Here is a 23,857-nt window from a genome sequence, read left to right as displayed (position 1 = left end):
ATAGCATCTATCCTAAAGGGAAATGACACGCTACCTGCCGATCCTGCCCAACCTCTATGAGCTCGGGAATCTCCTTGCTGCATCTCTCCTGCGCCATTGGACAACGCGGATGAAAACGACAACCTGACGGCGGATTGGCCGGAGATGGTACATCCCCTTGCAGGACGATCCGCTCTTGTCTACGATGCGGAGTGGGCTTCGGAATCGCCGACAACAATGCCGCCGTATACGGATGCAGTGGCTGTGCAAACAAGTCATCCGTTCGTGCAATCTCCACCATTTTCCCCAAGTACATCACGCCTACCCGATCAGAAATATGGCGTACCACATTCAGACCATGCGCGATAAATAGATAGGTCAGCCCCATCTCTTTTTGTAATTTCATCATCAGGTTCAAAACCTGTGACTGTACGGACACATCCAGCGCAGAAACAGCTTCATCCGCCACAATAAACCGTGGTGAGAGTGCGATTGACCGCGCAATACCGATCCGTTGCCGCTGTCCGCCGGAAAACTCATGCGGATACCGATTTCGTCTCGAAGGATCGAGTCCCACCAGACTCATCAGCTCGACTACTCGCTCATCCATTTCCTTTGCAGACGCCCGCAGATGAACCCGCAAAGGCTCTCCAATAATATCACTTACCAAAAATCGTGGATTCAACGAACCAAACGGGTCTTGAAAAATAATCTGCATATCCCGTCTCAGCTTCAAATTTTCTTGTCTATTCACCTGATGGATATTGGTTCCGTCAAACAGCACTTCTCCGCTTGTCGCCCTTTGCAAATTCAGCACGACACGCCCCAGTGTCGACTTCCCGCAGCCGGATTCCCCCACGAGCCCAAATGTCTCCCCTGCGCGAATTCCGAAAGATACATCATCTACGGCTTTTACATGACCGATGACACGACTCAACAAGCCGGCCTTAATCGGAAAATACTTTTTGATATGGTTGGCTTCGATCAAATATTCCCGGTTCATTGGCGGTTCACCTCTGCTTTGCTTCCAGCGACTGAATTGGCACGCTGATTTATTCTGAATTGATTGCTGACATCTTCGTTCAACCAGCAAGCCACTTGTTGTCCCGTAACAACCTCGCGCAAAATGGGCTCCTCTTTTCGGCATTTGTCGATCGCATACGGACAACGCGGGTGAAAACGGCAGCCCGTCGGCAATTGAGTGATGCTCGGGATGGTGCCTTGGATGGTGTACAATTCTCCGCCGCGCTCTCCTTCAAAGCCGGGAATAGACTGCAGCAAGCCAATTGTGTAAGGATGCCGGGGCTCGTCAAATATCCGTTCGACCGTTCCCTCCTCCACAATCGTTCCTGCATACATCACCGCGATTCGATCCGCCATCTCTGCTGCTACCCCCATGTCATGGGTGATCAGCAAAATCGACATGCCCATTTCCTTTTGCAGCCGTCTGAGCAAATCCAAAATTTGCGCCTGAACCGTTACATCAAGAGCTGTTGTCGGCTCGTCTGCTATCAGCATTTCTGGGTTACAAGCCAGGGCCATCGCGATGACCACACGCTGGCACATCCCTCCAGACATTTCGTGCGGGTACTGTTTCACTCGTACTTCCGGCGCCGGGATCCCAACCAGACGAAGCATATCGATTGCTTTTTTGAACGCATCCTGCTGGCTCATATTTTGATGCAGCATCAAGCTCTCGGCAATTTGGTCGCCTACCGTAAACACCGGATTGAGAGCCGACATCGGGTCTTGGAAGATCATCGCGATTTTGTTTCCGCGAACGTGCATCATTTCATCCAAGTCCTTTGCCGCCAGATCCTGACCGTGAAACATGACGTTCCCACTCTGAATAAATCCGCCCGCATAATCAATCAGTCGCATGACTGCAAGTGAAGTCACACTCTTCCCGCTACCGGATTCCCCTACCAAGCACACCGTCTGTCCTTTGCCAACGTTGATGCTCACTCGATCCGTGGCCTTGACCGTGCCGTCATCCGTAAAGAAGCAAGTGGTCAAATTTTTTATTTCGAGGATGTTGCGTTCCACTTGTTCAGCCTCCTTTTCGGGTTTTTCTTTTTCTTCCGTGGGTCGAATGCATCGCGGATGCCGTCTCCGACGAAGTTCACCGCTAGCACCACGAGTAAAATACAAAGACCAGGATAAAGTGCTTGCAAAGGATCGACCAGCATGAATTCCTGTGCCTTGCTCAGCATTAATCCCCAGCTTGTTTCAGGTGGTTGAATCCCCAAGCCTAAATAGGAGAGACCTGACTCTGACAGAATGGCCGAACCAACCATGAGAGTCGCGTACACAATGATGGGAGCCATTGCATTGCGTATCAGGTGACGCGTAATAATGCCCCAGTGTGAAACACCGATCGCTCTCGCCGCTTCCACATACTGCATTTCCCGTAGCTGCAAAAACTGCCCGCGCACCAGACGTGCCACACTTGTCCAGCTCGTCAGCGACAAAATCAGGATCATGTAGACAAATTCCGCTCCGAAAAGCGCCAAAACCAAAATGTTAAAAAACAGACTCGGAATGGAGTTCATCACGTCCACGAGACGCATGAAGCAGGTATCAATCCAGCCGCCAAAGTAACCAGAAATCGCTCCAATCAGCGTCCCGATGACGACCGCAGCAAAAGCAACGCTGAAGCCGACCAGCATAGACACCCGACTGCTATGAATGAGGCGGGACAAGATATCACGACCGAGCTCGTCTGTTCCGAGCACATGCCCTTCTGTTCCAGGAGGCAGATTGGTAATCATAAAATCAACCTTTGCCGGATCATGCGGTGCAACCCAATCGGCACCCGCGGCGATCCCAACAAAAAACAGGAGCACGATCAAGCCACCAACGGCATACGGATTGCGCATAAATTTTTTGCCCGCGGTTTTCCATAGCCCAGGAGGCTTTTCCCCAACAGAATTTGTCGGAAGCTGTCCACCTGGTCGATTCGGTTCAACAACAGTGTCATCTTGAAGCTGCAATTGACTCATGCTGCCCTGCCTCCTTTACGTCCAAGCTGCACTCGTGGATCAACCAGTGCGTAGATTAAATCGGCTAACAGGTTTCCGATAATCACCATCAGTGAAATCAGCAACGTGATCGACATCAACACAGAATACTCACGCGCTACAGCCATTTCCACAAACAGACGGCCCATGCCTGGCCAGTTAAATACACTCTCTGTCAATGCTGCACCTGCTACCAGCGTCGGCAAATCCAATCCGATGATCGTCACGACAGGGATCAATGCGTTCCGCAGAGCATGGCGGAAAATCACGCGTCTTTCCTTCATCCCTTTGGCACGTGCCGTCCGAATATAGTCTTGCTCCAAAACCTCCAGCATACTGGCGCGCGTATATTTGACATAGGCTGCGATGTTCACCAGTGTTAACACCGTAACAGGTAGAATCAAGTGCAAAATGAGGTCGCTTATTTGTCCCTCTTTTCCCATCGTGTACATGTCAGATAGTGGGAGCAGGTTCAACTGCATCGCGAAATACTGTTGGAGCATTATCCCAAACCAGAAGGTCGGCATCGCAAATCCGAGATAGGCAACGATGGAGGCGATCTGGTCAGATAGACCGTATTGCTTTGTACTGTTGTAGATGCCCCAAGGAATGGCGATCAGCATGGAAAGTCCCCACGCTACAGACATGAGCACAAACGTATTCCAAACCGTCGGCCACAAAATATCACCAACAGGAACGTTATTTTTAAAGGTATGGCCCAAATCTCCTTGCATCAAATTACCGACCCATTTCATGTATTGAATATAGACAGGCTGATCCAACCCCATATTTTTCATCTGAATAAGCTGTGCTTCAGGAGACATTCCCGGTGAGAGCATGACTTTTAGCGGTCCTCCGGGTGCTGCATGCATGAGTCCGAACGAAACTACTGTGATCAAAAATAAAACAAGCACGGCTTGTAGTACGCGGCGTACTAAATATTCAGTCAATCAGCATCCTCCTTTCGTTTGAAAGGGGAAGGGGCAATGAGGCTGCCCTTCCCCCCTTTTCCTATTGCTAACCGCTACCAGCCGAGCTTATTTTTTGGTATCGTCGATCCACCAGTTCAGGAAGCCAAAGGTCTCCCCATACGGAATCATGGATACTGGTTTAAACTCATCCTTATATTTGACGCGAGAAGTCATGCCTCGTGGCGTTCCGTACTGATACATGAATACGTATGGCAGGTTCGTCGAGATTTCTTTTCCGACTTCTTTATAGATTGCAGCGCGTTCCTCTTGTTTTACAGTAGATACAGCCTTTTCCCAGAGCGCATCCAGCTTCGGATTGTCGTACCAGCCAGCGTTGTTGCCAGGCGGGAATGCCTTTTTCCCGAACGTAGAAATGCCATCCGGATCTGGATCAGACAATTGCCAGCCGAGTAACAGAACCTGGAATTTACCAGGGTTGGCATACTGATCGACAAGGGCTGAGAAGTCTAATGCTTTTGGCTTCGCTTCAATTCCGATCTCTTTCAGGTTTTGCTGAATAACGACTGCTGCCTGTTCACGGCGACTGTTCCCCGAGTTGAAAATGAATTCAAAGGAGAAGCGGTTGCCGTCTTTGGCAAGAATTCCATCTGCCCCGGCTACCCATCCGTCTTCTTTCAGCAATTGTTTAGCTTTCTCTGCACTATATTCGTAATGGACTGCTGCATCGCCCGGGTCTGCCCATGTACCTGGCAGGAACGGTGCATCCATAATTTTTCCGGTTCCTTTCAAGATATTGTCGATAATACCTTGACGATTGATTGCGTGGGCAATGGCCTGACGCGTTTTTTGACCTTCAAACAACCCGTAGTTATTCGGGAAGTTCTTCTTGTCAAAGTTGAAGGCAAAATATTCATAGCTAGGACCTGGCTCCGTCGAAATGTTGATCGTTCCTTTCGCCTTCACCGCTTCGAGCTGCGTGACAGGAATGGAATCTACCAAGTCAACGTCGCCTTTCATCAGAGCCTGTACTTGTGTGTTTTGATCCGCATAGATTTTGTACACAACCTTTTGAATATGCGGCTTCTTTTCACCCCAGTAATTTGGGTTAGCATCTAGCACATGGAATTCCTTTTGTTTCCACTCGGTCCATTTGTACGGTCCGGAAGTAGGTGTCTTGGCTGGATCTTTTCCGTAAGAATGTGCTTGCAAATCTTTAAACGGTACGTCTTTCAACACGTGGGCTGGTGCCAACTTTTGCATTAATCCAAAAGCAAACGGAGCGTACAATTGTTTCAATTTGATTTCTACGGTGTAATCATCCAGCTTTTTCATCTCTTTAACTTTGTCGTATTTCGTAATTTCTGGTGATCCAGTCTCAGGAGTTTTGATGGCATTAATGGTAAAAATCAAGTCGTCAGCCGTGATTGGCGTTCCATCGGACCATTTCGCATTATTCTTCATCTTGATTGTATAGGTGAGGCCATCCTCGCTTATTTTCGGCAACTCGGCTGCAAGGGACCAAGGGTAAACTGCTAAATCAAAAGACGGGTTCCGATTGTACAAATACGCCTGAGTGTACTCCATAACGTCGCCGGATGCTGTATCATTCCCGAAAATCGGATTGAGCGTGACGATGTCAGACGTCGTAGAATGCGTAAACGTTCCACCGTCTATTGGTTTCTCATCATCCGTACTGGTCGCCTGAGGAGCCACCTGCTCCACCGGTTTTTTTGTTGGTGCTGGTGTTGTAGTTCCTGGCGAAGCATTGTTCCCGCTTGAGCAACCGACCAATAGCGCGCCGGTTAAAGAGAGCAACGCCAACGGCTTTAACCAACCTCTCCCTTTTTTCAAATCATTTCCCCCTCTTTCACATGTTTTCAAGCCTTTTCCATAACGGGTAATACATCCCAAGGCCTGTCTTTTTAATATTAAATAATTTTCTGTTATTTGAAAATATTTTCCCTTTAAAAGATTTGAAAAAATCAGATGATTTTATATTCTTTTATAAACCTTAATAATAAATCCCCCTTCAAATAAAGGGGGAGCGAACCTATCTGCTCTACACCGTTTGGAACTGCAACAGTTCACGTACAATGACTAGCGCCTTGTCGATATCGGCTGTCTCAATACCAGAATGAGTCACCGCTCGAATTCTGCCGTGACCGAGCTCCGCTACGCGCAGCCCATGTGCTTGCGCTGCTTCTATGAAGGTCTGCCACGTATGGACTGGGTGTTCAATCCGGAAGAACACAATATTGGTCTCTACATCTTCCACATGAGTCACGATTCCTGGAATCTCTGCCAGACCACGTGCCAAGCGTAGGGCGTTAGCGTGATCGACTGCCAATCGATCCGTCATTTGCTGCAAGGCAACCAGGCCTGGCGCCGCAATAATCCCTGCCTGACGCATACCGCCACCCAGCATTTTGCGCAGACGATACACTTTCTGAATAAAGTCTTCTGTTCCGACGACAAGGGAACCAATCGGTGCTGACAACCCTTTCGACAGACATATTTGCACGGAATCCGCATAACGTGCAATCTCAGCCGCATCCACGTCAAGAGCAACTGCCGCATTGAACAAGCGTGCACCGTCCATATGAACAGGCACCGACTTTTCGTTTGCAAATGGAACGCTACGTGTGGTACACATGCAATTCTTTATTCCATTCACTTAACCATCTATACCCCAGTTCCAGCTTTTGATAGAAGTCAGGTTCTTCTTTCAACAATAAAATACCGAGGCTGGTCCCACTGTGTGCCACAACCGTACCTAACCCTCCAATTTTCTCGTTGATCTCCATGACTTCCGGCAATAGTTTTTTGGGCAGAATTTTTTGATTCAAGATCGCACTTCGGGACGACACGGCACCTATCGTGTGGACATCCTTTTCTCTAATCGCTTTCGTGATTTTTTGCAACAACACGCTGTACTCCATCTTTTCTTCTTGGGTATAAGGCTTTGTTCGCTTATTGAACTCAACGGTATCGATGGTTTCCCCCTCATCAATACTTACAATGCATAATGCTGGCAGTTCCCCGATGTATTCTCGCAATCTGACTTCTTTATGGTAGTAAGAAACGGAACCCTCATACATAACGCCATCCGTCGGCTCAATACTCGACAAAAACCACTCTAATAATGAGGGCTCAATGTTTATACCGAAACAATCTCCAACCGCTCTGGAGGCAGCCACCAAATCTGCTGATGAGCTTGCCAAGCCCTTTCCAACCGGAAGTTCAGAGTTGATCTCTAAAATTCCACCTGCCGGCAATCCATAGTGCTGAATGATTTTTTCGACCAACCTTTTTGATTTCTGCTTGGAGCGTGGCACAATGACGATCTCCTGTAAGGTTGGAATCGAATAAAAAGTAGCGTAAGATGCATTTTTGATAGGCAAAGTCACCAGAAAATCCAGATTATTTTCCTCTAGAATCCCCTGCAGAAGTTCCCCAAAAGTACCGACAGATACACCGATTCCTACGTCATTCGTATTAGGAAAACGACTAATGGAACTGGTCTTTATCATGCTCATAGTGGCCCCCCGTTTACACGAATATGATTTGGTGCTGATTCCCCTATACAGCTTGACTACAGGGAAACACATTATTAGCGTTGACATTGGTTTATCATAAAACAAAAATAGACATGCTTACCTTCTCGGGTAGACTGGTGTAGAAATAGATCGATACCTGAGAAGGCTGAACATGTCTATTTTTCTATTAACCTTGAAAAAGGGTATACCCTCCTACTACTATCGAGACTGCAAATAAAATACCGAAGTACCACTTCGTAAACCGAAGACTGAACCACGAGCCTTCCCACCATAAGATCCCAAAAAAAATGGCCCCAATCAAGATGCTACTTGCAAAAGCAAGGAGTGCATTCTCCATATTTCTTCACCTTTTAAACAGAATGGAAAAGAGGCTGCCCTCCCAGTAGATCGAACAGCCCCTTTTCATTTACCAGACCGTAATGTTAATCGTAATAGTCTCGCCGCCGTATTCCACTGTAATGGTTGTTTTACCAGATTCCAGTGCGGTCACGACACCATTTTCTACAGTCGCAATCTCAGGATCTTCCACTGTCCATTCGGCATCCTTGGTGACGATCTCCTCGTATCTATTTTCATAGACCGCATACAGGACGATCTCTCCAGTATTGTCTGCCTCCAAGCGCAGCGAAGAGCGCGATACTCGCAAATCTTTCACTTTCTTTTCCTCTACGACGAGCACACGATTGGTTACCTTTTTACCGCCGTATTTCGCAGTAATGACAGCCTTACCGGAAGCCAGCGCTGTCACTTTTCCCTCTTTTGTTACTTCGATGACCTCTTCATTGCTAGAGGACCAAGTTGCTTTCTCTGTCACCTCTTCGGTGTTCTTGTCATTGAAGACGGCTGTCAGCGTTAGCTGCTTCTCCTCATCGATCTCCAGCACCAAATCCTTGAAGGAGGTCGTCAACGAACGAATCGTTTTCGTAGAAACCGTCACCGGAATCTCCAGTTCCTCGCCCATATAGCGAACGATAACGATGTCTTCTCCCTCTTCTTTGCCTGCCGTAATGCGACCCTGCTTGACGGTAACCAACCCGTTTTCCGTGTCGTACTCAACATTTTTGTCTCGCGTGATGTCTTTGCGTTTTTTGCCTTCTACCTTATAAACTCGTAAGGTTGTGGTTACTCTCGGCTTAATCCAGAAGGACGGTTCGTTTGTTTCCAACTGGAAGGTGGGTATTGCCTTAACGGTTACTTCCACCGAAGCGGTTTTGTTCCCGTCTACGGTCGTCACTGTAATCGTCGCAGTCCCAGGAGCTACTGCCTTGATCTTGCCATCCTCATCTACCTCGACGATCTCAGAGTCGCTGCTTTCCCACTTGACCCGTTTGTTGGTGGCATTCGTTGGTTTTACTGTGGCTCGAAGGCTTTCTGTATCGCCAACACGCAGTGTTAACTGCTCTTCCTCCAGCTCAACTCCGGTGACCGGCTCTCCTGTTGGTGGATTCGGCACATTTGGCACGTGTAGCTCAATGGAATCATCCAGTTCAACGGTGTTTCCTGCCTGGTCGCGAAGCTGGATCAGAACCTTTTTCATTCCATTGCCATACGTCAAGTTCCACGGTATCGTTCCCGTCACTTTTTCCCAGCTGCTCCACTTGCCTTGGTCATTGGAGATACGCATCTCGACATCTCCCAAATTGTCCGAAGCAGTAACATGCAGTCTCACGCTGGTGGAGCTGGTTAGACGATCATCATTGTTGATGACGAACGTTCCTGTTGGTGCTGTTTTATCCAAAGTAAACGTGATCTTGATTTCGTTACCGGAAGCATCTACAACCCGTAGTTCATGCTTACCTTCACTTGTTACCCGGTCGCCACTTGAGAACGGAGCACCGTTCAACGTCGCGGTTCCTTCGTTGAATGTGATGGTCACGTCATCTTTGTAAATGCCTTTGTCCTCGACTCCAGTAACAACAGGCGCATCTGCATCCAGCTCGATCGTATCGGAAACAGTTGTAATGTGCCCTGCCCGGTCAGTGATCTGCATCTCGACAGTCTTGGTTCCATCACCGGACTTCAACTGCCATGCTTTGGTCGCAGTTACTGCCTCCCAATCGCTCCAGTCGTTGTCACCATTTGCGAAGCGGATTTGTACATCACTCGTACTGTCGTTCGCTGTGATGGCGAGCGTAACATCACGAGACTTGGTGGAATTGTCTCCGTTATTGATCGTGATAGATCCAGTCGGCGCCAACACATCCAGTACAATCGTATCACTTAGCTTTGTGACGTTCCCCGCTTTGTCCCGCAGCTTGACATAAACCGTTTTGGTACCGTTTGTGCTGCCATCAGCCAGCTTCCATGCTTTTGACTCCGCAAAACGCTCCCACGTACCCGAATTGTCATCGGCGTTAGAGATCGCCATTTCAATGTCATCGGTATTGCCTGACGTAGTGAGTTGCAGTGTAACGTCTTCTGTTTTCGCATATTCGGCTCCGTTATCGATACTGAGCGTTCCAGCCGGTGGTGTTTTATCCAGCGTGAAACGGATCGTCGTACGATTTTGTGCATCATCCGTGACGACCAGCTCATACGATCCTTCCGCCGTGACGACAGAACCGCTCGTAAACGGATTGCCGTTTAGTAATGCTGTTCCCTCATTGAAGGTAATCGTTACGTCGCTCGCATAGACACCATCCTGGGCGACTCCTGTGACAACTGGTCCAGCGGAATCCAACGTGATTTGCTTTTGAAGGGCCAATCTATTTCCAGCCGGATCTCTTAGCTCCAGATAGACTGTTTTGGTCCCATCGCCACCGCTCAGCTCCCATGGAACGTCGCCTTTTGTCGGCGCTGTTTTCCAATCGCTCCACGTCAGGTTGTCATTCGACAAGCGCATTTCCACACCGTGAGCATCAGCCGACTCCACAGTCAGCGTAACCTTGCTCGTGTTGGTATACGACTGACCTTGATTGATCGCAAAAACACCCGTAGGGTTGGTCATATCGAGTGTGATCTCATCGGTAAAGCTGGCAATATTCCCCGCTTTGTCCTTTACTTCCATGGAAACCGACTTGGTTCCGTCTCCAGTCAGCAAGGTCCATGCCTTTGTTGTGGTCAGCGTTTCCCAAGAAGTCCAATTGGCTGGATCACTCGTATCATGGGAAAAGCGCATCTGTAGTTCATTGCTGAAATCGGTAACAGCAATTTGTAATGTGGTTGCTAGTGTATTGGTATAATCGGCGTCACCATTGATCTTGAGACTGCCCGACGGCTTCGATTGATCAATCGAAAATGCAAGCATTGCTGTATTGCCCGCTTCATCCGTGACAATCAGCGTATAAGCGCCATCGTCATTGACGATTTCTCCGTCAGCTATCGTCTTTCCGTTCAAGGTCGCCTTTCCTTCGTTGAAGCTGATCGTCACACTCTGATTGTACAGCTTGTTGTTCTCTACCCCTGTGACTACAGGCGCAACCGTATCGAGTGTAATTGTTGTCTGTAAATCATGCGTGTTGCCAGCTTCGTCGATCAACTGTAGATAGACCGTTTTTTGTCCATCCCCATTTGTTAGCTTCCAAGACTTGGCGCTCGCCACATCCTCTAGCGCACTCCAGCTGATGTTATCGTTGGACAGCTTCATTTTCACCTTGCTGGAAACGTCAGTGGCATCGATTTGCAAAATGACATCCTGGTTATTCGTATGAGTGGCTCCGTTATTAATCGCAAATGTTCCAGTAGGCGCGGTTTTATCCAGGGTAAAGGTTACCGTAGTCGTATTCCCCGCTGTATCCGTCACTACCAGCGTATACTTGCCCTCCACACTCACCTTTGTGCCGCTGACAAAAGGAGCACCATTCAATGTTGCTGTGCCGTCGTCGAAGACAGGTGTGACATCTGCCGTGTAGAAGCTGCCATTCGCTACCCCTGTCACAACAGGTGGCGTTTTGTCCAACACGATGGTACCAGATGTATAATACATATTCCCTGCACCATCACGGAACTTCGCGTAGACTGTTTTTTGTCCGTCCCCACTAGCCAAGTTCCATTCCAGCTTGTTGTTGACAGGAACAGGTATCCAGCTGCCTGTAAAGCTGTTATCATTCGACAACATCACTTCTACCGGGCCGTTCGCATCACTTCCCTGAATGGTAAGCTCCACCTTTTCTGATGAAGTGGCTACGTTCCCATTATTGATCTCGATGGTTCCTGTCGGTGGTGTTATATCCAGCACAATGCTATCCTGCGCTTTCAGGACAGTTCCTGTTCCGTCACGCAGCTCCATGAAGACCGTTTTGGTCCCTTCTCCTGCTTGGAGGCTCCAGGTAACAGGCGTCTCAAACATCTTCCATTCGCTCCAAGGACCGCCTTCCACGTTCGTCAAACGATATTCGGGCTTGGCTGCGTCAGGATCATCATGGGCAATGGTGAGCGTCACATTTAGTGAATTCGTAAACGCAGCACCGCCATTGATGGTAACCGTTGCTGTCGTTGGTGGTTCATCTACATCCGTCACCTGGATCGTCATCGCCTTGGTGAATATATTGCCAGCCGAGTCTGTTGCAGTGATCGGTACAGCGTAAGTCGATTTCGTTTCAAAATCAAACGTTTCTGTCGCCTTCAGTTGATTTCCGTCAACAGTAAATGGCAACGTAGTGTTTTGAATACTGAACGTAACAGTGTCTCCTTGATCAGGATCTACTGCCGAAAGCGTACCAACTACCGCTCCTATTTGATTGTTCTCGGGAATCGAATTGGACGATAAGAGGATATCGGTTGGTGGAGTGTTAGGAGCATACGTTATTTCTAGCTGAGAAGCATAGCTAGCATTTCTTTTGTCGTAGAAAATGATTTGAGGCTGATACAAGACAGGAACAGGTGGTGCTGTTTGTCTTCCTCTTAAAACAAAGGTAGCTTTTTTGTCTGGAATATTACTCATGACAAAGCTGGTTACATCAAACGATTTCCACCCTGTGAAATTAGTAGGAATAAACTCATTTGTTATGATTCTTTCATGATGCGAGGGCAGCACAGCCGTAGAATCATCGTTCCAATTGTCATCAGACGAGCCCCATAGATCAATGAAAGGCATATCTCCGCCTGTTGCTTCTGCCTTATGCACATAAATTTTCAGGGCAGCGGACTGAATTTTCCTCTCACTTTTCACGCTGCTCAGGTCAAAACGTAGAGCAGCATTTGCAGCCCCATAATCCCCACCAGAGTCTCGCGCGTAGCCGACGATCAACGTGTTCGGAACTCCTTGGTAATCCAAGCCATCAGGATAGGCACCATACGCATCCACGAACTTGTCTGCCTCTACTCCAATCTCTAGAAGTTCCGCTGCGTTGGCTTTTTCTTGAATAAGCATCGGTTGGACAATTGCAAACAGCAAAGTAAATACCAACAAACGAGCCATCATTCTTTTCATCAATAACGTTGTCCTCCTTCCTTCTTCATTTCAACTCCCCCTACTGTCGACACATTCCCCCAGCAAAACATCTAGGTGAAACAAAAATATGGTAACAACAGTCTTTTGCAAAAAATACTAACTAAAGTTATGTCTTTTCGTGATTGATTTTTTTCAATAAAAAAACCCACCCCACCGTACTGTTGCAAACAAAAAGAACCCCAAAAATGGGGTTCCAATTTAGCGGGTGTTATTTAAGGGTTAGCTCCTTCTCCCATGTCTTTTCATTGCCTTGCTCATTTTTAAAGACCAAGATCAATTTCCCCTTTTCCCCCTTCAACTCATCCTTGTAAAAGAAACCGGTGAACTGTCCATTGCCACTGATGTAAAAGCCATTCCCACCAGAGATACCTTCTTTGTCATTTTTGATCGCTTGCTCTGTAGTGTTTACGATGTCAGTTTTCTCAGACTTCCACTGCATGCTAGCTAACGAATAGCCGGCAGGTAGCTGTTCGATAGAGAAATCGAAGCTATTCCCCTCGATGGGTTTCGGTTCCTGGTCGACCACGACGAGAATTTCTTTTTCCTGCTGTTCTGCGGCAATGTCTTTTGCAACGCTCTCCGGTTGTTTCTCTTTGTTTTCTTTGTTTTCCTGAGGATCTTGCTGCGGCACTTGACCAGTCGATTGTGAAGGAACCGGTGTGCCACAAGCACTAGTAACAAGTGATAGAACCAATACAGCCAGGAAGCTTTTCATATTATTCTTTTTCAAATTCATTGTCATTTCCACCTTTGTTTTTATTTTCAACCAACGTGAAGGAAAAAGCGACACCATTCACGGTATTTTCCGCATCATAATCACTGCCATGCAGATCGAGGATGTGTTTACAGATCGCTAATCCGAGACCCGTGCCGCCAGATTTTCGCCAGCGAGAGCTATCTACTCGATAAAATTGCTCCCATATCCGCGTTAGTTGATCGTCTGGGATATGCGCTCCTTCATTTTCGATTCGAAACCGGATGCACTCCCGCTCGCGGACCCCGGTAATCCGAATCTCACTTGATGGATTGGCGTGCCGGACTGCATTGCCGAGCAAATTCACGATCACTTGCTCGATACGTCTTGGATCTGCCCATACGTTGATCTCTTCAGGTAAGGCAAGCCATAATCGTACCTGCTTGTTTGCCAGCTGTAGTTGAAAAGAAGCGGCTACGCGATCTATTATTTCCGATACGGGAAACGATTGTCTACGAAGCAAAATGGCTTTGGCTTCGAATTTGGACAACTCCAGCATATCCATAATGAGCTCGTTCATCTTGTCGACTTCGCTTAAAATGACATCCATGTATCGCTCCCGCTTTTCATGTGCGACATCATCTTTTAATCCTTCCGCAAAGCCCTTCACAATGCCAAGCGGGGTCTTGAGTTCATGAGAGATGTTTGCAATCAATTCTTTGCGAAGCTGCTCCATTTTTTCCTTATGCTCTAAATCCTCGCGAAGAGTGACATTGGCACTTTTCAGATCTTTTAATGTTTGATCCAGCTTACCAGCTAATGTATTCAGATGGCGAGAAAGCTCACCGAATTCATCCTGAGAATGAATCGAAGCAAGTTCTGTGAAGTCCAGATTAGCCATACGTGAAGCGGAATGACTCAACGTAACTAATGGTTGCGTGATGATCTTCGAAAAGACAAAGGACAGCAGCAGTAAGATGACGAGGATAACTGGCGTCGCGTATAGGGAATAGCTGGTCAGCATACTTACCGCATCGCTCACTGGTTGCAACGTCGTCACCGCCAGTATATAATTCGCCCCGCCCTGATAGGAGAATCGATGAATCACGATGGCATAGTTTACACCACTCCACGGATCAGTCCACTTCCGCTGGATGAATGATCCGCTTTTCATCTGTGTAATCTCGTCGGATTGCTGCGTCAGCCATGGTCCGATTTGATCAGCTACGAGAGAATCCTGATAAAAAGGGTTATGTGCCCGCTGCTGACTAGGCAGCATGAGTTCAGAAATAACTGCCGTAACCCGGGTTAGTCTATTTTCGGTCACATTTGTGGATGGACTTTGCCTCGCAATCCGTATCGGCTTCATGATCGTATTCTTCTCATCCATATAGATTCCGTCGATGGTAATCGTGTCTCCAACATGGAGTCCTTCAGGAAGATCGGTGCTTTTCATTTCTTTTAGCGGTAAGGTAATCACTTGATTTTTATTTGCTACTTTCATTTCCAGAAAATAGGGGTCGAGATTCAATTGCCTGAGCTGCTCATCTACGATCGCGATGCTGGCATCTGTGCGATTCATCAATGTACCCACCAGCTTATCCAGCTTGTGCTTGTCGGGAGGGAGTTTGGCGTACTCATCTGGGAAAGATGCCATTGCTTGCGAGAGCTCGCTTACTTTCGCATTTAAATAAAAGCGCTCAAAGAAAAACTTTTCCCCTATCAATATCAAAGAGTAGAGCAAAAAGACAAAAACAAAAGTGGCGGCAAATAATTTTGTCACAACGTTTAGTCGAAGTCGTTTCATCGCTTTGCCTCAAACTTATATCCAAAACGGATCATCGTCTGAATCAGATGCTGCTCTGTATCCAGCTTGGCCCGCAGTTTTTTCACATGGGTATCAACGGTGCGATGGTCGCCAAAGTAGTCCATCCCCCAAACCCCATTCAATATGCTATCTCGGGACAAGACCGTCCCTTCATGCTTGATGAAGAACAGAAGCAGCTCATACTCTTTTGGTGTCAATGAAACCGGGACGCCGGCAATCGTAACAGTGTGAGCTCGTTTGTTTACCGTCAATGCTCCAAACTGAGCGATATCATCTCCCCTCCCGATGCTCCCCTCTGCTCTTTTCATCAGAGCCTTGGCACGGGCCACTAATACTTTTGGGCTAAACGGTTTGGTGACATATTCGTCTGCGCCAAGCTCGAAACCCATCAACTGGTCATCGTCGTCTACTCTTGCTGTAATGATTATGATGGGAATGTCGGATCGCTGGCGGATTTTTCTGCACACCGACCAGCCATCCATCTCGGGCATCATAATATCTAGCACAACTAAATCGACAGGGTGCAAAGCGAAAAGCTCCATCGCCATTTTACCGTGCTGCGCTTCGTACACTTCCCAAGCTTCTTTTTTAAAATAATCCGATACAAATTCACGTATGAGCTCGTCGTCCTCTACGAGTAACACTTTCCGTTTCATTTCCGCGCTCCTTACTCGTGGTTGTGCATTTATTGCATAGATTACCAATTTATTGTGAAATTTACGAACCTGTATCTCACCGTCACCATTCCTATGGCCGCCAACCTTGTTTTTACAAGATGAGTATAGATGGCTGATGTGACCGTTGTGTGTACTTGAGATGGATTTACGAAGAAAAACAAACACCCGAAAATGGCTTAGGCCACTGAAAACATGCAAAACGAGCCTTAGAATCGATTCTAACGGCTCGTTTTCTTTCGTTGGGACTTTTTCAGTGGCCTCCGTATAGGCGGGGGATTCTACTGGTCGATCTCACTTTCTCTTAATCTGACGATTGCTTGTGCACGATTTTTTACCTGGAGCTTGCTAAAAATTTGATGCACATGCCCTTTTACCGTCCCCAGTGTGAGATGCAGCTTGTCCGCAATATCCAAATTCGATAACCCTTCACCGATCAGTGCCAGCACTTCCGACTCTCTTTCCGTCAATTTTTCCAATGCAGGGGATACCCGAATTTGAATATCAAGCGTAGGAAATTCCTTCTCCACACTTTTGAGCAACATCGAAAGATAGGCCATCTCTTGCTTGGATACGTTTTTGCTTTTATAGAGTGAATAGAGCATTTTGGCAACGCCAGGGCCTTCATCCAAAAAAGTGCGTACATAGCCTTCTGGCGCGGCTAACGTCACCGCCATGCGCATACACTCCATCGCTTCATGCTGCTGTTTTTGGATCATGTAAGCTTGGCTGAGCAGAAGAAAGGCTTCAATCCGACTCCCGAGCCGATCCTTTATTTCCGCCTCGTGCTTTAAGCTGGTTAGCAGCATAATGGCTGCACTGTCGTTTTTTAAATAGAGGTATACCCGGGCCAACGTCATTCGCTCAAATTCATGCCGGGAAGCGACAATATCTACATTCATTTTCGCATAGGGCTCGACCCATTTTTCTATTTCTTCCCGTCGATTTTCTTCGATCCATAATCGGACGCGGAACGTTTCTACAAAAGACATCCAATGAGGAGGCGCATCATGCTGGCGGCATAGCGAAGTGATTTCCTCCATGGCCAGCCACATCTCGTCTTTACGGTGCTCTGCTTTTCTCCATCGAGCCAACGTCAGATAAACCGGGACCAACACACCGAAGTTCAAAGAGATCGTGCCTAACTGAATCGCACGAGGTACAAAATATTTCAACTGGTCAAAATCATTTTGCTCATAATAAAGCTCGCCCAAAACGATAGAACCGTAGGCCAATATCCCAAGACCACTGTGCTTCCAGATCGCCCTTAGTTTTGGATAGTATTCATTCACGTTAGACAAATACCCGCTCAAGGCCACACGACTGCGCAGGACGTATGGCTCATCCGAATTAAGTTCAATGCCGACGATGAAGTAACGGCTGAATTTTGGCTTCATGTGAACGGATTCTTCCATATATTTGAGGGAAAGCTCTACATTTCCCCGCATCACTTCGATATATCCCCGAAGCACACACATTTCTACGCGGCAGTCGTCATAGCTCCCATGATTGATCCGAGTTGCTTCGTCAGCCAATTGAAGGAGGATTTCCGCCTGATCAATTTCATTGGACACAGCATGCAGCCAGGCAAAAGCAATGCACAGCTCGGGGTTGCTTTCCAACCAGGACGCATCAAAGTATTTCATCCATCTGCGCAGTGTAATATTTTCGTACTGTTTCAACATCCACGGTGCATGTGTGACGATCAAACGGCTCGCCCGGTTCCAATCTTTTCCGAGAAACGCATGCTCAGTCGCCTCCATGATCCACCCGTGACTTTCAAACCAACAGCTTGCAGAGATATGTAGGGCAGGAAGCAGTTCGTTATATGTTTTCCTTACGTGGGAAAGTAGAAGTTCTGCGAACAAATGGTGATAACGATACCACTCATTTACGCCATCCAGCGCGATCACAAATGAATTCGTTCGCTCCAGCATGCGAAGAATGTCGTGAGCGTCCGCCTCTCCGGTAACAGCTGCGCATAGATCGCCTGTCAGACGCGGCAGTATCGACGTTTTCAGCAAAAACATCTGCACCTTTTCTGGAAGTCGTTTCAATACTTCTTCCGTCAAATATTCCCCGACGTACTTGTCGTTACCGGAAAAATGATGAATGACCTTAGACGCTTCGGGCTTTCCTTGCATGGAAAGCGCTGCTAGCTGCAAACCGGCCACCCATCCCTCCGTTCGTTTGCTTAGCAAGCCAATGGCTTGTTCTGTCAAACTCAGACCCAGTTGCTCGCAAAATAAGCGCCGACACTCCTCCTCATTGAAGCGAAGAGTGTCTGAGCCCAGTTGCTTCAACTGTTTCCGAACGCGTAGACGGTGTAGGGCAAAAGGAGGTTCCTCCCGCGTAATCAGGACGACATGCATATAGAAGGAAGCATGCTGGATCAGTGTCTGCAATCCTTCATGAATAGAAGGCTCCTTTATGAGGTGGTAATCGTCCAATACCAGATAAAAATCACGTTCAAACCCCGCAATTTCTTCGAGTAACACGGACATCAACTGTTCAGCAGAAGCTGTGTACTGTGGGTGAAGGACCGAGGAAGATTCTTTGCCCACGCCTTCCTGTGCCATATCAATTGCCCTAGCAAAATATCGCCAAAAGCGCACGGGATCATTATCTGATTCATCCAGGGAGATCCAACCAGTCGGTTTGCCGGAATTTTGCGTCCATTGACTGACTGCTGTCGTTTTACCGAAACCGGCTGGCGCACACACGAGAATCACTCTTGCGGCGCCAGCGTCATCGATTTCTTTCCATATCTGATGCCGAAGTAACAAGTCCGAACCATACTTCGGAACATGAAGCTTGGTTGCGATAAGTGGACTGTACGTTAATAAATCCATACGCATCTCCTGCCTAGAAGTAAAATGACATTCATGAAGGAAACATGGAGCGTAGCCTTTCTATTGATGACTGGAAGCGTAATGAGGTTGGCTAACGAGGGAAAATGGGATCATATAATGATAGGAAATATTGCTCAGATTAAAGATACAGCAAAGTCGCTCCTGCGTGGGTATTTTTTTTATGAAAGTCATCTAACCATTCTGTTGATTCGTCTGGCTTCTATCGCAACCTTTTTACTGTACAGCCTTTTATCCTGTTTGAGTTGGAGCACCTTGGCACACTGGTGCGCCTTACTCAAAACGTTCTTGCTGTAGTTGTTTGTCGCTTTCAACATCTGATTAGCCCAGTGGTATGCTTCTCTAGCCAAAACCTCGTTGCTATCCTTTGCCTTCAAGCTGATATCCAACAAGGTCTCGCTCAAGCTTCTGCCCAAACCGGTACTCCTCCAGGAAGAAAAGAGTTTGAGCTCTGGTTCGCACTGCTTGACGCTCGCAAAAGCCTGGACCCAATCCTGTTTGAACAAATGGATTTCGGCGATTTTTAACCAAAGGAATACTTTGTCAAACGAATCTTCCTGCTCCGGGAGATCTAGTGTGAGGTAGTGAAGTGCCTTGTCGTACTCTTCCAATTGTTTTGCCTGATGATACAGCAGAGAATAATTCTTTTTGTCAGAGCCGAGCTGCTCCTCTAGCCTCTCCAGTAATTTTCTGGCTTCTGCCATGTTACCGAAATCACATGCTCTGTCCATTAACGTAATCAAGGGCTCATCCTCGGGATTGGCGGGGTAATTCCTCGCCTTGGATTGAAACCATCGCTCCATATGTTCAGCCGAATACATTGTTGCCAGCTCCTCTTTCTTATTCTGAAAGAAAGAGCTGATTCGGTACAGATCGTTCTCTTCGATATACGTGATCGCCTCTTCAACCCCCGCTGAAATAATATACTCGGTATCAAAACCGTAATAGGTATCAAAATTGCTTAATTTTGCCTGCTCAAACAGAGGGATATGGGTAACATCCTTATACTTCGCCAACAGGTAAGCCACGATGTCCATCGATTCATGTAATCCCTGATACGGATGGAACTTATGCATCTCAATCTCTTGGCTCATCAAATAGTACAGGAGCTCCTTGTCTGCTTCTGTCACAGTCTGATCGTATTGAAGCTGAACGATCAGCGCGTATCTTTTCAGCCCGTTTTTGTCATAACCGTATGCATCCTTACATTTGCTGTATGCAAAAGAGCCCCAAAGGTCTTTGGAATGTTTGATCAATGGCAATTGCTCGGGTATTTGGTGGATTTCCATATGCTCTTCTCCTCTCCCCTGCATGGGATAGCTGCGTGCCTTGCTTCTCTTTTCCCATTCTAATCGTCTACAATTGACAATACAATTTTCAAAATGGTTAAATGTAATATGTTTACATTTCTTTAGGAGGTGCACAAAATTGGAGCAACAACCACCATCATCATCGGTACCGACAGAGTTTTCTCCGCTTGCCCAGCAGGAACCACCCAAAAACATGGGAGATTTATCGAAATCGTACGATAGGGCGACGATTTTTTTTATGAGATGGGGAGCCCATGTTCTTGATTATATTCTTCTCGCTTGTTTTCTAACCGGCTTTCTCTCGTTTGGGGTTTCCATCACCAAAGACGTCTACAGTCTCTATTTCTTCATCTTAGCCGCAATTATCCTATGTTCCTATTATGTACTGTTAGAAGGACTTACCGGATATACGATCGGAAAATTTACGTTCCGCATCATTGCTGTTAATGCAGAAGGACGACCACCGGGGTTATGGAAATCATTTATCCGTTCCCTCATTCGTCTATTCGAAACAAATGTGTTTCTTCTAGGCGGATTGCCAGCCGGTATCAGTGTGTTGGCTTCCGACAAAAAGCAACGGTTAGGCGACCTGGCAGCGAATACATACGTCGTGAAAGTGAAGGATCTGAACAACGTCAGCAAAAAACAAACCACCGTACTCGCTATTGTCTTTTCCATCGTAGCCGTTTTATCCATCATTGGTATGATTTTTGGGATAATCGATATCGCATCGAGAACGCCTACCGAAGAAATTTTCTATAGCAAGGATAAACAGTTTCAAATATCGGCCCCTTCGGATTGGAGCAAGGATTCAACCCTTCACGATGAACTTGATATAGGAATCTCCAATCGTAGTCGCGAAAAGTATTTATTGGTACTGTCAGAATCGAAACAGGATGTAGACAGTTCATTGACGCTTCAAGAATATGCCCAAGTCATTGAAGCAAACCTTCAAGAGGGAGTAGATAATGTATCCATTGATAAACAGATTCGTACTGTAGTCGACAACCAGGTGGCCATCCAATTCAATGCCAAAGGCGAAGTAGACGGCATTAAGGTCGCTTATATTGTGACATTAGTCGAAACGCCTACACATTTTCATCAAATCATGGCTTGGACAGAGGAAAAAAGATTTGCATCCCTCAAGCAAGAACTGCAAAAGGTCAGCGCAAGTTTTCGCGAGGTAAAATAGTGACAGAACACAGAAGCCACCTTCATCAGGTGGCTTCTTCCTCTTGCACTACTTCTCTATCGGCTCTTTATCACTGGCCTTTTTGTTGGCTATTTGATTTCCCCATGGAGGTTCTGCTCTCATCAAGTGCCGTATAAAATAATCCCATTTCCTGCGGATAAAATAAGGCTCCATAGAAAATCCGTGATGTCGGTTGGGCAATATCAACATGTCAAAGTCTTTATCCGCTTTAACCAATGCATCCGCCATCCGAATCGTTTGGGAAGGATGCACATTATCATCCATATCGCCACTCACCAGCAAGAGCTTTCCTTTCAGATTCGCTGCCAGACGAGCATTGTCTTGATCTCTGTACAAGACCGGATCATACAATCCTTGATAGCGTTCTGCCCATGCTGCTATATACAGCCGTTGATCATGATTCCCACACGCGGAAACAGCAACCTTGTAACAGTCAGGAAATGAGAGAATGGCCCTTGTCGAAGCGTAGCCTCCCCCTGACGAGCCCCAGATGCCTACCCGGTCAACATCCACATACTGGTGGCGCTCAGCCAATTGCCTTACCGCTGTCACATGGTCAAGCAAGCCTCCTGCTTCCTCCAACTTTCTGTCTGAGACGTCATGGAACGCTTTCGAACGATAAGGTGTTCCCATTCCATCCAGGATCAACACGATAAAGCCCAACTGCGCTAATGACTGTCCACCACCCAGTGGATCATGGTTTCGGCCCGGATCGAGTGCGAAAGCTTTCGGTGTGTTGATGATCTGTGGTCCCCCGTAAATGTAATCGACAACCGGATACTTGCGGGAAGAATCAAACGGGAATGGACGCAACATCACCCCATAAAGATCGGTCACGCCGTCTCGTGCTTTGACGGTAATCCTTTCTGGAAATTGGTACCCCATCTCGAGCAGCATTTCCACATCTGCGTACTCCAATTCTCGAATGAGGCTGCCATCTACCGAGCGGAGAACAGTTACTGGCGGCGAATCAACTCGCGAAAACGTATCGACGAAATACTTCATAGTGGGAGAAAACACAATATCATGCTCTGCATCTTCAGGTGTTAGCAACGACAAACCGGTTCCATCCAGACGAACGCGGTACAGGTGTTGATAATAAGGATCGCGTCCTTCCTCAAGCCCTCCTCCAGTGATGTACACCCATCCCTGCTGCTCGTCCACTGCCATCAGCCTACGTACCGTCCAGGGGCCCGATGTGATCGGATTGCGAATCGCTCCCGTTTTGCCATCGCAATGGTAGAGGTGGCTCCATCCATCACGCTCTGAATGCCAGATGAACGAGCCATCGGCCAATAATCGAATATTCGGATTAGACGCTCCGAGATTATGCAGGTCTTGGTTCAAAAACGTATCGCTTTGTTCCCGCAGTAGCGTGCAAACCTGACCAGTGCAAGCATCCGCTACGGAAAAATCGACCGAACGGGCATCACGGGACATCCGGGTGATATAGATCTGTTTACTGTCGGATGACCATCCGGCCATTTGCATCCCCGGAGTGAGGGGTGAGACTGGGCATGCCTGTAATGGCTCGCTTTCAATTCGGACTATGGTTCGAGTTTCCAGATTACAGATGACTAGCTCTGCCAATGGTACGTGTTCATCGCCAACTATTGGATAACGGTACGAGTGCAGTACCGGTCTGACCCCTTCCCCTTTTGGTACAGATTGGATCAGATGCATCTCGCGCACCTTTCTTTGGTCAAGCCTATGGGTCAGCAGCATCTTGGAATCGGGTGACCATATCACCACTGGAGGAAGCTTACTGCCATTCAATCGCTCCGCCACGGTCGAGAGCCTACATTCAGGTTGGGTTCCGTAATCATAGTAAGCCTTGCCGTCATAGGTAAGCCTGATACGCCTTCCGGTTTCGAGTGATCGAACATACAAGTTGTGATCATATATGAACGCCACCCATTTTCCATCTGGAGACGGCAGTTCATCCATCGTCGGCTTTTTAAAATGATCGATGGGCTTGCAGCTGTATTCCTGTAAATCACAGTTCCAAACCGTACCGTCCATCTCAAACTGGAATACCGATCCACTCTCAGTAAACATAAGTTCCCCAAGTGGCAACGTTTCTGCGCTATACGTTTTGCCTGCATTACCTGACAAACAGACAGCTAAGCGTCCGTGATCGAATGCTGGCTGACTCGTATTCTGTTCAGCATCCACGATCACATATTGCCTGCCAGTCCCCTTTTCCAGACGTAGTTCACGGATGTACCAGAACTGATTCCCACTGATCCAGTTTGGCCTGATAAAAGCATTGAATATTGCATCGTAATAATTGGCGGGATGCAAGCGTTGTGCCCTCTCATACTGTTCCCATGTGACAACATTCTCCATGCCAATCCCCCTCTTTCAAAGTGAGATACAAGAATCATG

General features: G+C 47.3%; 14 protein-coding genes and 1 pseudogene. 1 reads left to right on the top strand and 14 read right to left on the bottom strand.

Annotated features, from left to right (window positions below):
• Nucleotides 1-7 precede the first annotated feature (7 nt).
• From HP570_RS22315 to HP570_RS22255, 13 genes and pseudogenes are all read right to left on the bottom strand, one after another.
• A complete protein-coding gene (locus HP570_RS22315) occupies nt 8-982 on the bottom strand; it encodes an ABC transporter ATP-binding protein (protein ID WP_173627186.1) in 975 nt (324 codons plus the stop codon).
• Entirely contained in the window at nt 979-2,025 is a 1,047-nt protein-coding gene (locus HP570_RS22310) for an ABC transporter ATP-binding protein (RefSeq protein ID WP_173627185.1), read from the bottom strand. The genes HP570_RS22315 and HP570_RS22310 overlap by 4 nt, the downstream gene beginning before the upstream one ends.
• Complete coding sequence (locus tag HP570_RS22305) at nt 2,001-2,981, bottom strand: ABC transporter permease (RefSeq protein WP_173604164.1); 981 nt, start codon at nt 2,979-2,981, stop codon at nt 2,001-2,003. The genes HP570_RS22310 and HP570_RS22305 overlap by 25 nt, the downstream gene beginning before the upstream one ends.
• Nucleotides 2,978-3,949, bottom strand: a complete 972-nt coding sequence (locus tag HP570_RS22300) for an ABC transporter permease (protein ID WP_173627184.1) — start codon at nt 3,947-3,949, stop codon at nt 2,978-2,980. The genes HP570_RS22305 and HP570_RS22300 overlap by 4 nt, the downstream gene beginning before the upstream one ends.
• 87 nt (nt 3,950-4,036) lie before the next feature.
• A complete protein-coding gene (locus HP570_RS22295) occupies nt 4,037-5,782 on the bottom strand; it encodes a peptide-binding protein (RefSeq protein WP_041749662.1) in 1,746 nt (581 codons plus the stop codon).
• Nucleotides 5,783-5,990: 208 nt separating this feature from the next.
• A pseudogene (locus tag HP570_RS22290) lies at nt 5,991-6,560 on the bottom strand (GntG family PLP-dependent aldolase); the annotation flags it as partial.
• A 7-nt stretch (nt 6,561-6,567) separates the two neighbouring features.
• Nucleotides 6,568-7,467, bottom strand: coding sequence for a GHMP family kinase ATP-binding protein (locus tag HP570_RS22285; RefSeq protein WP_173627183.1), 900 nt, complete (start codon nt 7,465-7,467; stop codon nt 6,568-6,570).
• Between the two features lie 427 nt (nt 7,468-7,894).
• Complete coding sequence (locus HP570_RS22280; protein WP_173627182.1) at nt 7,895-12,859, bottom strand: Ig-like domain-containing protein; 4,965 nt, start codon at nt 12,857-12,859, stop codon at nt 7,895-7,897.
• Nucleotides 12,860-13,088: 229 nt separating this feature from the next.
• Nucleotides 13,089-13,616: a hypothetical protein gene (locus tag HP570_RS22275; RefSeq protein ID WP_173627181.1), complete on the bottom strand. Its 528-nt coding sequence runs from the start codon at nt 13,614-13,616 to the stop codon at nt 13,089-13,091.
• The gene (locus tag HP570_RS22270) at nt 13,597-15,381 is read right to left on the bottom strand and encodes a sensor histidine kinase (RefSeq protein ID WP_173627180.1); all 1,785 of its coding nucleotides are present in this window, start codon (nt 15,379-15,381) and stop codon (nt 13,597-13,599) included. Before HP570_RS22270 ends, HP570_RS22275 begins: the two co-directional genes overlap by 20 nt.
• Nucleotides 15,378-16,058 carry a response regulator transcription factor gene (locus tag HP570_RS22265; protein WP_173627179.1) on the bottom strand — a complete coding sequence of 227 codons (681 nt, stop codon included), beginning with the start codon at nt 16,056-16,058 and terminating at the stop codon, nt 15,378-15,380. Before HP570_RS22265 ends, HP570_RS22270 begins: the two co-directional genes overlap by 4 nt.
• A gap of 299 nt (nt 16,059-16,357) precedes the next feature.
• Nucleotides 16,358-18,928 (bottom strand): winged helix-turn-helix domain-containing protein, encoded by a 2,571-nt coding sequence (locus HP570_RS22260; RefSeq protein WP_173627178.1) that lies wholly within the window; start codon nt 18,926-18,928, stop codon nt 16,358-16,360.
• Between the two features lie 188 nt (nt 18,929-19,116).
• Nucleotides 19,117-20,235, bottom strand: coding sequence for a hypothetical protein (locus HP570_RS22255; protein WP_173627177.1), 1,119 nt, complete (start codon nt 20,233-20,235; stop codon nt 19,117-19,119).
• Between the two features lie 139 nt (nt 20,236-20,374).
• Here HP570_RS22255 and HP570_RS22250 point away from each other — a divergent pair, with 139 nt between their 5' ends.
• Nucleotides 20,375-21,448, top strand: a complete 1,074-nt coding sequence (locus tag HP570_RS22250) for an RDD family protein (RefSeq protein WP_173627176.1) — start codon at nt 20,375-20,377, stop codon at nt 21,446-21,448.
• Between the two features lie 48 nt (nt 21,449-21,496).
• On the opposite strand, the gene HP570_RS22245 is transcribed toward HP570_RS22250, so the two are convergent.
• Complete coding sequence (locus HP570_RS22245; RefSeq protein WP_173627175.1) at nt 21,497-23,818, bottom strand: S9 family peptidase; 2,322 nt, start codon at nt 23,816-23,818, stop codon at nt 21,497-21,499.
• Between the last annotated feature and the right edge of the window lie 39 nt (nt 23,819-23,857).

The organism is Brevibacillus sp. RS1.1, from assembly GCF_013284365.1.
Lineage (GTDB): Bacteria > Bacillota > Bacilli > Brevibacillales > Brevibacillaceae > Brevibacillus > Brevibacillus brevis_D.
The sequence above is the reverse complement of the archived record's forward strand: the minus strand, read 5'-3'. Positions and strand labels throughout refer to the sequence as shown.